11 protein-coding genes are annotated in these 13983 nt (G+C 55.0%); 5 read left to right on the top strand and 6 right to left on the bottom strand.

Annotated features, from left to right (window positions below):
- Positions 1–2: 2 nt before the first annotated feature.
- Positions 3–431 (bottom strand): globin, encoded by a 429-nt coding sequence (locus tag JTP09_RS02410; RefSeq protein ID WP_204876679.1) that lies wholly within the window; start codon positions 429–431, stop codon positions 3–5.
- Positions 432–540: 109 nt separating this feature from the next.
- Positions 541–3087 (bottom strand): aminopeptidase N, encoded by a 2547-nt coding sequence (gene pepN, locus JTP09_RS02405; RefSeq protein ID WP_204876677.1) that lies wholly within the window; start codon positions 3085–3087, stop codon positions 541–543.
- 206 nt (positions 3088–3293) lie between these two features.
- Between pepN and JTP09_RS02400 the strand changes: the two genes are divergently transcribed.
- Together JTP09_RS02400 and JTP09_RS02395 are read left to right on the top strand one after the other, a co-directional pair.
- Positions 3294–3782 (top strand): ribose-5-phosphate isomerase, encoded by a 489-nt coding sequence (locus tag JTP09_RS02400; protein ID WP_204876670.1) that lies wholly within the window; start codon positions 3294–3296, stop codon positions 3780–3782.
- A gap of 102 nt (positions 3783–3884) precedes the next feature.
- On the top strand, positions 3885–4787 hold the full coding sequence (locus JTP09_RS02395) for an Fpg/Nei family DNA glycosylase (RefSeq protein WP_204876659.1): 903 nt from the start codon (positions 3885–3887) through the stop codon (positions 4785–4787).
- A 99-nt stretch (positions 4788–4886) separates the two neighbouring features.
- Here JTP09_RS02395 and JTP09_RS02390 read toward each other — a convergent pair whose 3' ends face one another.
- Both JTP09_RS02390 and valS read right to left on the bottom strand, forming a co-directional pair.
- The gene (locus tag JTP09_RS02390) at positions 4887–6362 is read right to left on the bottom strand and encodes an LssY C-terminal domain-containing protein (RefSeq protein ID WP_204876658.1); all 1476 of its coding nucleotides are present in this window, start codon (positions 6360–6362) and stop codon (positions 4887–4889) included.
- Between the two features lie 98 nt (positions 6363–6460).
- Positions 6461–9088 carry a valine--tRNA ligase gene (valS, locus tag JTP09_RS02385; protein WP_204876656.1) on the bottom strand — a complete coding sequence of 876 codons (2628 nt, stop codon included), beginning with the start codon at positions 9086–9088 and terminating at the stop codon, positions 6461–6463.
- Positions 9089–9326: 238 nt separating this feature from the next.
- On the opposite strand from valS, the gene JTP09_RS02380 reads away from it, so the two are divergent.
- The gene (locus JTP09_RS02380) at positions 9327–10115 is read left to right on the top strand and encodes an SDR family oxidoreductase (protein ID WP_204876652.1); all 789 of its coding nucleotides are present in this window, start codon (positions 9327–9329) and stop codon (positions 10113–10115) included.
- Between the two features lies 1 nt (position 10116).
- Positions 10117–10827: a sirohydrochlorin chelatase gene (locus JTP09_RS02375; RefSeq protein WP_204876651.1), complete on the top strand. Its 711-nt coding sequence runs from the start codon at positions 10117–10119 to the stop codon at positions 10825–10827.
- A 100-nt stretch (positions 10828–10927) separates the two neighbouring features.
- On the opposite strand, the gene JTP09_RS02370 is transcribed toward JTP09_RS02375, so the two are convergent.
- Both JTP09_RS02370 and pdxY read right to left on the bottom strand, forming a co-directional pair.
- Entirely contained in the window at positions 10928–11827 is a 900-nt protein-coding gene (locus tag JTP09_RS02370; protein ID WP_204876650.1) for a type IV toxin-antitoxin system AbiEi family antitoxin domain-containing protein, read from the bottom strand.
- Positions 11828–12036: 209 nt separating this feature from the next.
- Positions 12037–12888 carry a pyridoxal kinase PdxY gene (gene pdxY, locus JTP09_RS02365; RefSeq protein WP_204876649.1) on the bottom strand — a complete coding sequence of 284 codons (852 nt, stop codon included), beginning with the start codon at positions 12886–12888 and terminating at the stop codon, positions 12037–12039.
- A gap of 375 nt (positions 12889–13263) precedes the next feature.
- On the opposite strand from pdxY, the gene JTP09_RS02360 reads away from it, so the two are divergent.
- Positions 13264–13680 (top strand): hypothetical protein, encoded by a 417-nt coding sequence (locus JTP09_RS02360; RefSeq protein ID WP_204876647.1) that lies wholly within the window; start codon positions 13264–13266, stop codon positions 13678–13680.
- Positions 13681–13983: the final 303 nt, after the last annotated feature.

Below are 13983 nucleotides of genomic sequence, written 5' to 3'. Positions count from 1 at the left end.
AATTAGGCGCGGTTCTGCATGGAGTGAGCGGCGCGTTCAAAATAATCCCACATCTGGGCATCGTGCAGGGGTGATAAATCGAGGGTGTCCATTGCGTTGCGCATGAACCTCAACCAGGTATCGCGTTCAGCTGCGCCAATAGCAAAAGGCATGTGACGCATCCGCAAACGAGGGTGCCCCCTGTGTTCCTGGTAGGTTTTTGGCCCGCCCCAGTACTGCTCCAAGAAGGTGCGTAAACGCCATTCTGCGCCGTCGAGATCACTCTCAGGGTACATTGCCCTAAACTCGGGATCATCGGCTACCTGCCGGTAGAACTCGCGCACCAGTTTCTCGAAGACAGGCGCTCCGTCGACCTGCTCGTAAAAGCTGGTGGGCTGCGCCCGCAACTGTTCCTGGGAGAGTGCAGGCGCAAGGTTAGTATTTTCGCTCATGCTTCCACTGTATGCCCTGTGCTGCCGCCCCTTCAAACACTCAACCTGCGACCCTTTGCAAAAAAGTGCCGCAGGTTGAGTCAATGAACTGGCGAGAACCCCTTGTGGTTTAGAGGGTATCTGCCGCCTGAACCTTGAGCGCGCGCACTACGCCGTCGCGATTCTCAGCGATCTGACGCTTGAGACCTGCCGCGTCATCGCCCAAAGAGTTCAAGAACTCTTCAGTTCGGGTCAGCAGCTGCTGCGAGGGCAGCGCACCGGGGTACATACCGGTGATAATCTGCGTTGAGATTTCGTGGCTGCGTTCGCGCCAGAGACTCTCGATGGTCTCAAAATACTTGTCGGTGTACTGCTCAAACAGGGCATCATCGTTGCCCTGGTAGAAACCAGCAATTGCTGAGCGCTGCACAACGTTGGAAAGCTCACCGGTTTCAACAACCTGCTGCCACACCTTAGCTTTAGCCTCAGCGGTGGGAATAGCAGCGGACGCGGTTGCCGCCGCCTGCTGACCGTTCGAGGTGTTATCGGCTTCACGCTCAGCATCAATATCAGCCGGGGTGAGTCTGCCACCGGCAGCCAGGGAAGTCACCAGAACCCAGCGCAAATCGGTATCGATCTCACGCTCAGCAAGGGTCTCTTCACCCTCAAGCAGTGCCTTGACTCGATCAAGCTGCTCTTCGGTGCGGGTAAGACGCGCAAAGGAACGCAAGAACTGCAACTGGTTATCAGAACCCGGCTCTGCTTTGAGGGTAATCTCCCACATCGCCTCAGCGGCGCGCTCGCGGGTTTCATCAGCCGATTCAGGATTGATATATGAGCGCAGTGCCAGCTCGAAGTTACGCAACTGAACCATCACAGCAGTTGAGTTGGTTTCTTTACCCAGGTTGTTCAGCACCAGATCGATGTAACGGCGGGCGGGGAAGTCACCGTCGCGGGTGGCATCCCACAGCGCACCCCAGAGAACACCGCGGGCAACAGAAGAATCCAGATCCTTCAGATGTGAAATAGCGGTCTGTTGGGAGTCTTCGTCAAGGCGCAGCTTAGCGAAGGTCAAATCTTCATCGTTGAGTAGCACGAGATCGGGGCGCGGCTTACCAGTAGCTTCGCTCACCTCGGTGGTTTCGCCATCGACATCAATCTCAAAGCGCTCGGTACGGGTCAGGCTCACACCGTCGTAGTTGTAGAAGCCCACCACCATACGGTGCGGACGCAGAGTCTCGTAGCCTTCTGCGTAGCTCTGGCGAATAGTGAGCGAGGTGATGTAATCGTTCTCATCTTGCTCAAGCTCAGCGGTCAGAGTATTGACACCGGCAGTCTCAAGCCACTTGGCGCTCCACGCGCGCACGTCGCGTCCGCTAGTTGTCTCTAGCTCATCAAGCAAGTCATCGAGTACGGTGTTGCCCCAGGCGTGCTTATCGAAGTAGACCTTCAACGCTGCCATAAAGTTCTCCTGACCAACCCATGCCACCAGCTGGCGCAGCACAGAAGCACCCTTGGCGTAGGTGATACCGTCAAAGTTCACCTGAACATCGTGCAAATCGTTGATCTCGGCAACAATGGGGTGGGTGGATGACAGCTGATCCTGACGGTAAGCCCAGGTCTTCTCTGACGCTGAGAAAGTAGCCCACGCCTCGGAGGCGAAACGGGTGTTTTCAGCCGCTGCCAGGGTAGACATGAACTCCGCGAAAGACTCGTTCAGCCACAAATCATTCCACCACTTCATGGTCACCAAATCGCCAAACCACATGTGTGCCAGCTCGTGCAACACTGTAATCGCGCGGCGCTCAATCATCGCCTCGGTGGTCTTTGAACGGAAGATGTAGTTCTCTAAGAAGGTAACCGCACCGGCGTTCTCCATTGCACCTGCATTGAACTCGGGCACAAAGAGCTGATCGTACTTCTCAAAGGGGTAGGGGGTCTTGAACTGCTCCTCGAAGAACTCAAAACCTTGGGCAGTCAGTTCAAAAATGTCATCAGCGTCAAGGTAAGGCATCAGCGACTTGCGCGCAAAAACGCCCAGGGGAACCTCGCGTCCTTCTGAATTGGTCAGTGATGAACGAGTGGACGCGTAGGGGCCAGCGATAATCGCTGTGATGTAGGAAGAGATGCGGGGAGTGGGCTTGAAAAACCAGACCTTCGCCTCGTCCTTTTCTTCAACACTGGTTTCAGGCTGGTTAGATACCACGACCCAGTGAGCAGGAGCGGTCACAATAAACTCGAACTCAGCTTTGAGATCGGGCTGCTCAAACACGGGGTAGACACGGCGAGAATCGGGCACCTCAAACTGCGAGTACAGGTAGACTTCACCGTCTACGGGATCAACGAAACGGTGTAAACCCTCACCGGTATTGGTGTACAGCATATCCGCATCAATAACCAGCACATTCTCATCAGCCAAAGACGGCAACTCAATACACACACCATCAGCCAAAGAAACATCGAGCGCCTTACCATTGAGTTCAATCGAACGCACCGAATCAGTAATGGCATCAATAAAAGTAGAAGCACCAGCCTGAGCCGTAAAACGCACCTCAGTACGCGAACCAAAAACCCGCTCACCGCGCGTTAGATCAAGCTCAACCTTGTAGCTGGCAACATTCTTGATAACCTCAGCGCGCGCAATAGCCTCTTCACGCGTCAAATTCATACCCGGCATACAATCCTTCTTCTGCGAACAAAATGAAACAAAAATCAAACCCACGCGCTACCGGCAGTCACTTACACCCACACCACTATCTAGCATAGAATCATTACAGTGACAGCTCTGCACCCGTGCTCTATCACACACTTTAGCGGGCGCAGCGGTCATATAAAAATTAGGGGCACCCCTAAACACCGCGCAAAAACAAGGAGAGAGACCTAGTGCGAGTTCACATTGCAACAGACCACGCAGGGCTAGACCTCAGCCGCTACCTCGTAGAATCCCTCACCGAAGCGGGCTACGAGATGGTAGACCACGGCCCCACCGAATACGACCCCCTCGATGATTACCCCAGCTTCTGCATCAACGCGGCGCTCGCGGTCAAAGCAGACCGCGATGCAGGTCTCGACTCACTGGGTATCGTGCTCGGTGGCTCAGGCAACGGTGAGCAGATGGCAGCCAACAAGGTAGAGGGAATTCGTGCTGCTCTTGCCTGGAACCAAGACACCGCAGCCCTCGCCCGTGAGCACAATAACGCTCAGATGGTTGCTGTGGGCGGACGTCAGCACGATAAAGAGGAAGCGCTGGAGATTATCAAGACCTTCCTCCGCACCGAGTTCCCCGGCGACGAACGCCACGTACGCCGCATCAACCAGATGGGCGAATACGAACGTACCGGCGCTATCGCAGGTAAAGACGTCAACGCCTAACCCCTTGAACATCTGAGACACCGGTGTGTACCTGCCCGTCCTATCGGGTAGGTACACACTCTTTAAACCTCACGCAAACCATCACCAGAAAGCTCTTGTTTTATGCCCGAAGGTCATTCCATCCACCGCCTTGCCCGGCAGTTCAACGACGTTTTTGTCGGCGCGTCAGTGCAGGTGACCAGCCCCCAGGGACGTTTTAGCGCAGGAGCTGCCCTCCTGACAGGGCACCGCATAACCGGTGCCTACGCCCATGGCAAGCACCTCTTTATCGATTTTGAGAACGAGCTGACTCTCAATGTGCATCTGGGGATCTACGGGGCATGGACCTTCGGCGGTGATGAACACTTTGCCGGTGCATCTTCTATTGGCGCACCCCGAAAGATCGGCGAGCGCGAGGTACCCAGGGACGCGAGCGCCCCCGAAACGCCAACCGCGGGTTACGACGGGCCGCCCGAGCCCAAGGCAACGGTTCGTGCTCGTGTGGTGTCAGAGCACGGTTGGGCTGATCTGGTGGGGCCCACGGTATGTCGCACTCTGACCCAGCAGGAAGTGGCGGCGGTGCGCGCAAAGTTAGGGCCAGACCCACTGAATCAGGACGCGAATCCGCATGCCTTTTACGCAGCGGCACGTAAAACTGCTCGCCCCATTGGGGTGGTTCTGATGGACCAGAAAATGATCTCGGGCGTGGGTAATATCTTCCGCGCTGAATCGCTGTGGCGCCAAGAAATTGATCCTCTGCGTCCGGCTAAAGAGCTTACTGATGCCGAACTTGAAAACCTGTGGGTTGATAACAAGCATTTGCTTGAAATTGGGGTGCGCGTGGGCAGGATTATCACCACCGAACCGGCTGATCGCCCCGGTATACCCGAAGACGAAGCCTGGCCTGAGCATGCTAACTATGTCTATATGCACCAGGGGCAACCCTGCCTCCGGTGTGCGACAACTATTCGTGTTGAAGAAGTCGCCGGGCGCAAACTCTACTGGTGTCCCGGCTGCCAGCGCTAGTGCGTCCGCTCTCTTTTAAACACTGCTGCCCCTTACAGAGACGTTTCTGCGAGGGGCAGCAGCTTGTATACCCAGCAGCTCCCTTAGCGGACGCGGTTGCTACCGTGGCTTGTGTACGAGCTTGGTGGCGCGCACCTTGAGTCGCTCTAAACGGCGTGAGCGGGTGACATTGTGGGTGTAGTTCACAGCCCCGTCTGAGGTGTACTCAATCATTGCGAAGACCTGGCTAGCTAACAGAACGTACACGGTGAAAATACCGTTGTAGTTGAAAGCCTCACGCAAGAGCAAGATAGAAGTCAGAGCAATGGATACTGCCAGCAACGCCAGAATAACCTTGCGAGAACGCTGCCTACCGCGTAGCACGCCTGCTGCCAACAGAATATGTATTGCTGAGAGGGCAACCAACCCCGCTACCAGCGACCCATTAAAGAGCTCATCAGGGTGAACGGTGTGTGTCAAGACATCCAGTAGGTCCTCGTAGGAGCGAACACCCACCTCAGTAAGTACCTGCAAAAGACGCAAGATGCCGTTAGCAAACTGAAGAGCTGCACCAATGATGACGAACGCTGATGCGAAAACGGTGCTCAGAGGAATCTGCTCCACCAGTTCCCAGGGTTTGCGATGATGTGAATAGCGAGATTCGGGGGAGAGATCGGGAATCTTCATCTCTTCGGTAATCACATCATCGAGTTCCAAAATTGGCAGGTTGCCGTCGGTGATGATGTTATCGCCGCCGCCATTACGTGAATGATAACCGGCAGAGAAATCCACAATAACGTCGTGGTATGCCTCTTCGTTGGCAAAGAGCACGGTTTCCACCAGATAGTCACGTTCTTTATCGGTGTCAGCATCAATCTTGTGCGTGACCTGCAGGGTGAAGAGCGAAAGACCCACCGCGCGGTCAAAGGTAGCAGCTGCCACCCAATCAACTTCAACACCGCCGGGGAGCTTCCAGCCCGGTGGGGTCTTCCAAAAACGCACATGGTGACGTTTTGACGGGTTGCCGTCCACTTCTTGCTGATAGGCAAAATCTTCTTTGCGGTCAAAGAGATACAGCGGAGAAACCGGCGCGGTGGGGTAGGGCTGCCTGCGCAGGGTATTAATAATAATGCGCCAAGAACTAGCCAGGGTTACCGGCTCAGCCCTCAACCAACCAGCACGACGCATGGCACGGTGAACATCCACCGATTCACCGCGTACGCCCAAATTTACGGGGTCTCCCAACAGACCGTCACCGGTTTGGGTTCTGCCAATAAAGTAGGCGGGCACATACAGCGCCGTGAGAATACGGTGTAGGCGCGGCAAAATCATGTACGCCGCAACGCCCCACAAGAGCAAAATCAGCGGAATAGACGACCAGCTACTATTATTCAGCGCTGTGTAAAGAGTGATAACAGCCAGCCACATCGAAGCAAGCCCGGCGAATGCAAAGTATGATTTGTCGATCCACCCATTGAGCGCCCTGCGTCTACCCACACCGGGTAAATGCTTGTGCCCGGGTTTTAACGGTTGATGGGTATTGCCGCGGTAGACGGGGTACCCCTCCACCTGGCGAATATCAAACCGTTCAGCCATAAGTGTTCCTTTACCAAAGATACTTGGTGCCCCCTGCAGTGTGCAGGGGGCACCAAGTCAGTTACTGTACCGCCGGTCAGCGCCGACAAGTATGAGGTTTACGCCTCTTCAGGCTCAACCACCAGTTCAACATCGCTCACCGTGAGTTCGGTGCCATCAGCTTCAACGAGTACCAGCTCGGTCACGTTGCCCGCTGCCTTCAGATCGCTTTCGCCAGCTTTAATGCGGGCAATCGCGTCCGCAGGTGCAGTAATGGTTGCAACCTTGACCTTGGTACGCTGCTTGACCTTAGCCTCAGACTTAGACTTACGCAGACCGCCCAACGCTTCAGCGACAGTGCGCAGAATTTCTGCGTCTGCACCCTCGGTAAGAGCCGCGTAGCCCTCAGTGGTTGGCCAGGACGCCCGGTGTACAGAACCCGCACGCCACCAGCTCCAGACCTCATCGGTAGTGAAGGGCATGAAGGGCGCGAACAGGCGCAGCAGGGCGTCCAGCGTGGTTGCCAGGGTAGCCAAAACAGATGCCTGTTCAGCCTCACCGTGAGCACCGTAGGCGCGGTCTTTAATGAGCTCAACGTAGTCGTCAGTGAAGGACCAGAAGAAGGTCTCGGTGATCTGCAGAACCTTGGCGTACTCGTAGTTTTCAAAAGCGGTTGTTGCTTCTTCAACCAGAGCTTCCAGGCGAGCCAGCAGTGAACGGTCAAGCTCATTGGTGACCTTAGCCGCTGAGTCAGCGGTGAGAATCGAATCCTGGGTTGCGCCCAGGTTCAGCACGAACTTCGACGCGTTGAGCAGCTTAATCGCCAGGCGCCGGCCGATCTTCATCTGACCTTCGTCGTAAGCGGTGTCTGCACCCAGACGAGCGGACGCTGCCCAGTAACGCACTGCATCCGAACCGTACTTCTTGAGCACTTCGTTCGGTACTACCACGTTGCCCTTAGACTTTGACATTTTCTTGCGGTCGGGGTCAAGAATCCAGCCAGAAAGGGCGGTGTTGTGCCAGGGCACCGAACCAGCCAGAGTTTCGGCGCGTACCACGGTCGAAAAGAGCCAAGTACGAATAATATCGTGACCCTGCGGGCGAAGATCCATGGGGAAGGTCTTGGTGTGCAAGTCTTCGTTCACGCCCCAACCGGTAGCAATCTGCGGGGTCAGTGAAGAGGTTGCCCAGGTATCAAGAACATCGGGGTCTGCGACGAAACCACCAGGCACACCACGCTGATCTTCGGTGTAACCTGCGGGAACTTCGGACGCGGGGTCTACCGGCAAATTGGCGGCATCGGGCAGAATCGGGTTCTCGTAATCGGGCTCGCCCTCAGCATCAAGCGCGTACCAGACGGGGAAGGGAACGCCGAAGAAACGCTGGCGTGAAATCAGCCAGTCACCGTTGAGGCCCTCAACCCAGTTTTCGTAGCGTGAACGCATGAAGGTCGGGTGCCAAACCATCTCGCGACCGCGCTCAATGAGCTTTTCGCGGCGGTCGGCGTCGCGTCCGCCGTTGCGAATGTACCACTGACGTGAAGCAACGATTTCAAGGGGCTTATCGCCTTTTTCGTAGAACTTGACGGGGTGGGTGATCTTCTTGGGTTCGCCCTCCATCTCGTTTTCTTCAACGAGCATCTCAACAACAGCTTTCTGCGCTGAGAAAACGGTTGCACCTGCCATACGTTCGTAGCGGGTGCGGCCAGCCTCATCAGCGATCCACTCGGGGGTTTCAGACGAGAAGCGACCGTCGCGACCAATGAGGGCGCGGGTCTCCAGCTGCAGTTCACGCCACCAGGTCACGTCGGTGGTGTCACCGAAGGTACAGACCATTGCGATACCGGCGCCCTTATCGGGCTGCGCCAGGGGGTGAGCCTTAACCTCAACCTCAACTCCAAAGAGAGGGGAGGTGACGGTGGTGCCAAACAGAGGCTGGTAGCGCTCGTCATCGGGGTGAGCAACCAGGGCAACACAGGCGGGCAGAAGCTCGGGGCGAGTGGTCTCAATCCACACCTTTTCACCGTTAGGGCGGTGGAAGGAAATGCGGTGATAGGCGCCCTCGCGCTCCTTATCTTCAAGCTCAGCCTGAGCTACAGCGGTGCGGAAAGTAATATCCCACATCGTCGGAGCTTCCGCCATGTAAGCATTGCCCGCCTCAAGATCTTTCAAAAAAGCGAGCTGCGAAACCTTGCGAGAATGCGCGTCAATAGTGCGGTAGGTGCGTGACCAATCAACCGAAAGACCGAGGGTAGTAAAGAGCTTCTCAAAAACCTTCTCATCTTCGGTGGCAAGCTCTTCACACAACTCAATGAAATTACCGCGAGAAATACGCGGCCAGTCGCGCTGGTTCTTCGCGGGCTTCTCGGGAGCGGTGAAATCAGGATCGTAAGCAACCGCAGGGTCACACAAAACACCGTAGTAGTTCTGCACACGACGCTCGGTGGGCAAACCGTTATCGTCCCATCCTAGGGGATAAAAGACGTTCTTGCCGCTCATACGCTTATAGCGTGCCAGCACGTCAGTCTGGGTGTAGGAAAACATGTGACCCACATGCAAAGAACCAGATGCGGTCGGCGGGGGAGTATCGATAGAGTACACCTGCTCACGCGTGGTGTTCTCATCAAATGCGTAGGTATTCTCAGCCTCCCAACGCGCAGTGAGTTTCTCTTCAAGACCCTCAAGACCGGGCTTGGTCGGAACATTGATGGTTACGGGCGTGTCTGTGCCCAAAGTATTATCAGCCATGTCTGCCATTCTCTCATGTATTAGCACCAGACGCTAAAGAATTGCCCCCGGCATCCCTCTCAACCTGAACCAGCAACGGTGTGACCAGGTTCTGCCATTTTCTCCCATGAATAAGAGGAGTTTTGAGCAGAACGTGGTCACCAGTGAACCTCAGACGGTCATACGAGCACGTGCTCAAACAGGGGCAGAAGGCATAGACTGAATACAGACACCAAAAACAGCAACAAGGAGCGCTCACATGATTCCGGAGAATCCCTTCACCCCCGAAAACTCTCGTGGCAAAATAGCGGTCGTGACCGGCGCGTCCTCAGGTATCGGCCGCGCAACCGTTGAGCAGATGCGCGCCACCGGCTGGACGGTCTACGCCGCAGCCCGCCGAGCCGACCGCCTCGAAACCCTCGCACAAGAAACCGGCGCTATTGCCCTAACCCTTGACACCACCGACACGGACGCCGTACGTGAGACAGCCCAGCGTGTTTTACAAGAAACGGGCGGACGCCTGGACGCACTGGTGAATATCGCCGGCGGCGCTCGCGGTGCTGATACGGTGGCAACGGGCAGCGCCGAAGACTGGCAGAAGATGTACGAGGTGAACGTTCTGGGCACTCTCAACATGGTGCAGGCTTTCTTACCGGCACTGCGCGATAACAGCGAGGGTACGGTGCTGAACTTGACCTCCACAGCAGCCGAAGCTGGCTATGAGGGCGGTGGCGGATACAACGCCTCGAAGTTCGGTGAACGCGCTCTCACCGAAGCCTTGCGTCTGGAAGAAGCTGAGAACAACGTGCGCGTGATTGAAATCCGCCCCGGTATGGTACACACCCCCGAGTTTTCAAAGCTGCGTTTGGGATCTGATGAGGCAGCCGCTAAAGTCTACGCGGGCGTTGAAAAGCCCCTGTTTGCAGAAGACGTAGCGCAGACTGTCGTTTTCGCCCTCAACGTTCCCCACCACATCAACCTCGATCACATCACCATGCGCCCGGTTGCTCAAGCAGCCCAGTACAAGGTGATTCGAAAGGGCATCTAAGATGATTCACGTTATCGCAACTTCGCACGGCACCGATAATGTTCAGGGGCGTGAGTCTATTGATCTGATTCGCGGTCAGCTGGCTGAAGCCTTAGAATCTGAGTTCCCCGGTAGGTATCAGATACATGAGGCATACGTCGATGTTCAAGCCCCTGCCCTTGACGATGTAGTGACCGAGTTCAGCTCAGATGATGAGGTCATCATCGTACCCTTGCTACTGTCTACCGGTTTTCATACTCAGGTTGATATGCAAAAAGCTGCGGACGCATGCCCGGCAACGGTTCGTATCGCGGCAGCTTTGGGACCTTCAGCTGCCCTGGCTAAATTGCAGCGCACCCGCCTTGAAGAGGTGGGCTACCTCGGGGGAGAGCCCCTTGTCATGGCAGCAGCCGGGTCATCTCGCCCCGATGGACGCGAGGCAGTAGCCCTACAGTCTGAGGTACTGAGCACTCTGCTCTCGAACTTTACCCCGCACGGTTTTGTTGCCAAGATTGACCCAAAAATTGGGGATGTAGTCGCTGAACATGCCCCCGAATTCATCTCCTCCTACCTGATGGCACCGGGCTTTTTTCAGAATCTTCTGCACAAACTCGATGGTGCATCAGAGGACTTCTCGGTGGCTGAGCCGCTGGTGGTTCCAGGTGATACTGACGCTGCCGCTATTGTGGCAGGCGTTGCCGCCCAGCGCTTGCAGGAGGCACTCGCGTCCTAAATCTTACGCTGAGACCATTCACCTTTAAATGCACGATTCACCTCTGCCCTTGGGGTGAATCATGCATTTGAAGGTGAACGGTGCCAGGTTTTTGCCCACTTCACCGCTGACCGAAAGCCTTTTTGAGCTTAACGATGAGGCGGTAGGGATGGTTCATCACCTCGTCCCAATCTGTGCGTACCACCGTAAAACCTTGCGTTCTGAGGCGCTCTTCGCGCTCATTCTGGGCACGGAAAATTTCTTCACGTTCACCAAAGATCTGCCCGTATTTAATGTTCCCATCGAACTCTAAAATGACCATGAAATCCCACCAGAGAAAAACAGGGCGGTAGTTTCGCCCCATGACCGTGAGCGTGACCTGTTCTGAGGGAGTGGGCAATCCTGATTCTTTGAGTAAGAGTCGGGTGATGCTCTCACCTGCGGATTCGCTGTGTTTGCTCATGGCAACAGATACGGCTCGTGCGCGGGCTGCACCTGCTCCTTGAACGCTAGTCAGCGCGTGGGCGAGCGCGTCCTGGTCGGTTCCAGTGTATAAGGCGCTGTCTGCGAGCGTCACTGATTCTCGAAATGGCCATATTCTGGCGCAGTCTACGACCGTTTCAAGAATAGGTGTGAGCTGTAGACCGTTGGCGTCGACGGACGCGATCTTTTGTCGGTAATGGCGAATCACATTCAGCGCTTTTGAGGGGCTTTTGCTGGTGCCGATGATGTGAACCTGCTGGGCAACTCGGATATTCACCAGTCCGTGGAGTGCCACCGCGGAGTCATGAGAAAAGACTGGTGTAATTTTCGCTGTTTTGCTGTAGGCGGTAATCTCGGCTAGGTAACGTTCTGAAGGTTTGAGCGAGTCCCACCAGAGATGCGGGGCGTAGGCGCTACGCCTAATTTTTATGACCTGACCGTTTTTGACTCTTGTGTCGAGTGCGCTTCTGCCGATACCGCGCTGGTCAAGTTCTGCCGCGGTGAGCACAGCGTTTTGTATGGCCGTGATTCTGTTCATGGTTCAAGTGTGAAACAGATGCAACTTTCATGGGGCAAAACCTTGAAATCTGTGGATAACTCCGGGGTTTTAAAAGTTATCCACAGGATTTTTGTACACATGACGCAGTATTCACAGGAACACGACGGGTTGCCTTTAGATGCATGATTCACCTCTGTAGTAGAGGTGAATCATGCATCTAAAGGTGAATCACGGGCGGATGCCCTCTATTAGCGCACGCGCTCGGCGGTGAACTTTTGAGAGGGGGCTACGTAGGATTCTTGCGATTCGATGAGCTGAAGTTCGCGCTGTCCGGATGCCAGGGTATTTCTGAGCAGTTCGTAGACGGACGCTGTGGTCAGCTCTAGGGCTTCTTGCAGGGTCTTACCTGAGGCGAAGTGCGAGGCGAAGAGTGCTTGGGTAACATCACCGGAGCCGTTTGCCTTGAGAGGCAGACGGTCGGTGGTGATGAGCCACGCTTCGTCACCTGAAACAGCCAGCATCTGAATGAAGTTTTCGGGGGTATCGGGGGTCTGTACTGAGGTGACCAGTACGGTTTTCGGTCCGATTTCCTGTGCCTTAGCTACGGATTCGAAAACATCATCGAGAGTTTCGGGTGAGGTGTTGGTGATGAAGCCCAGCTCGAACTGGTTGGGGGTGATGATGTCTGCGTGCTGAATGACGCGGTCACGAATGAGTTCCTGAACCTCGGGGGAGACGAAGCAGCCGCTGGTAGCATTGCCCAGCACCGGGTCGCAGGAATAGAGAACCTTGGGATTTTTCGCGCGTGCCTTAGCGACGGCGTCCAAGATAGCGTCGCCGATAGATGAGCCGCCTTGGTAGCCGGAGATAACCAGTGCGGTATCGTCCAAACCACCGCGTTCTTCAATGCCTGTGACGATTTCGCGCACGTCATCGCCTGAGACGAGCGGCCCGCGCCAGGTGCCGTAGCCGGTGTGGTTTGAGAAGAGAACGGTGTTGACGGGCATGACTTCGTGACCCATGCGCTGCAGGGGGAACACGGCTGCCGAGTTGCCCACGTGACCGTAGGCAACAGCTGACTGAATAGAAAGAATACGCATAGTGCTATTGTGCCATGCACCACCGCGCCCCCGGTAACAGTGGTTACGGTATGAGATGCATCGCATCTAAGGATCTGCACTAAAACTGTGCAGCGCTATATCCACGAACTCATCAAAAACCGGTTACTGTCTGTGGCGCGGGTAGGGAAGTCCGCGGCGTTCTCTGAGACTGAAGCTAATGAGGCTCCTATCTATACCCTTCTGGTGTCAGGGGGCAAAAATGTCCATTTAAAAACTTTTAAGAAATCTGTTAAGTCCTTAAAGGACAGCAGCAAAAATTTTCCTCTGACAGCGGTAGTTGAGTCTGCTGCTGACCGTTGGGCAGCTACCGAGCGTCTCAAGAAAGAGGTCTTGGATCTGCGGAAAGTACCTACTGTGCTTCTTGTGAAGCACCTAGGTAAGATTTTTGCCGCTGGATGGTGTGTACAAGATGTCATTCGAGCTTTAGAACAGGATTCTGAGGGGATTGTTTACCAAACACGTGGCGCCGGTGGTATGCGCTCAATCTTGGCTTGGCTGCATATTAGGGTCAATGCCTGGAAGCACGATGATGGTACTTTGCCTCCTTCTCCTACTCATATTCGGCGCAAGCAGGCTGAGGCTGAACGTGAGCGTCTGATTGCGCAGCAGAAGCAGATTCTTGAGGAGATGAATAGGCCGAAGGTTGTGCCTGTACGGGGTCTGAGCCAGGTGCGGTTGATGCGTGAGTATTTGAAGGTGAAGAGGTTTAAAGGGGCTGTGGAGGCTGCACGGTTGTACCCTGAGCAAGCTCAGCTAGTAGAGGGTAGTTAGGCTACCTGGGTTTGATGCTCTAAGGAGCAGTGGCATGCTGCTCATCGTGTGCAAAGTAGTTCCTATAATGCCTTTGACAAGCAAAAATGTAAAAACATATAAACATAAATCTGTATAACTGTACTTACAGCAAACTGCAAAAACAGCTGTACTGATATACATGACCTACTACATTGTGAAGTGCCCCGGGTTTTGTTCCTAGGCATTTGCCTTGATTTCTATTCTCTCGTGATTTGGATTGCCAGTCCAAAACCCTGCTTCTACCTCTGTCGGCGTACGGTAACCGAGACTTTGGTGAAGCCG

This window comes from Rothia sp. ZJ1223 (assembly GCF_016900985.1).
In the GTDB taxonomy this organism is placed as follows: domain Bacteria; phylum Actinomycetota; class Actinomycetes; order Actinomycetales; family Micrococcaceae; genus Rothia.
This window is presented reverse-complemented; position numbering and strand designations above follow the sequence as displayed.

Coding starts and splice junctions, on each gene's coding strand:
- JTP09_RS02410 (WP_204876679.1), bottom strand. CDS start 431: ATGAGCGAAAATACTAACCTTGCGCCTGCACTCTCCCAGGAACAGTTG.
- pepN (WP_204876677.1), bottom strand. CDS start 3,087: ATGCCGGGTATGAATTTGACGCGTGAAGAGGCTATTGCGCGCGCTGAG.
- JTP09_RS02395 (WP_204876659.1), top strand. CDS start 3,885: ATGCCCGAAGGTCATTCCATCCACCGCCTTGCCCGGCAGTTCAACGAC.
- JTP09_RS02390 (WP_204876658.1), bottom strand. CDS start 6,362: ATGGCTGAACGGTTTGATATTCGCCAGGTGGAGGGGTACCCCGTCTAC.
- valS (WP_204876656.1), bottom strand. CDS start 9,088: ATGGCTGATAATACTTTGGGCACAGACACGCCCGTAACCATCAATGTT.
- JTP09_RS02380 (WP_204876652.1), top strand. CDS start 9,327: ATGATTCCGGAGAATCCCTTCACCCCCGAAAACTCTCGTGGCAAAATA.
- JTP09_RS02375 (WP_204876651.1), top strand. CDS start 10,117: ATGATTCACGTTATCGCAACTTCGCACGGCACCGATAATGTTCAGGGG.
- JTP09_RS02370 (WP_204876650.1), bottom strand. CDS start 11,827: ATGAACAGAATCACGGCCATACAAAACGCTGTGCTCACCGCGGCAGAA.
- pdxY (WP_204876649.1), bottom strand. CDS start 12,888: ATGCGTATTCTTTCTATTCAGTCAGCTGTTGCCTACGGTCACGTGGGC.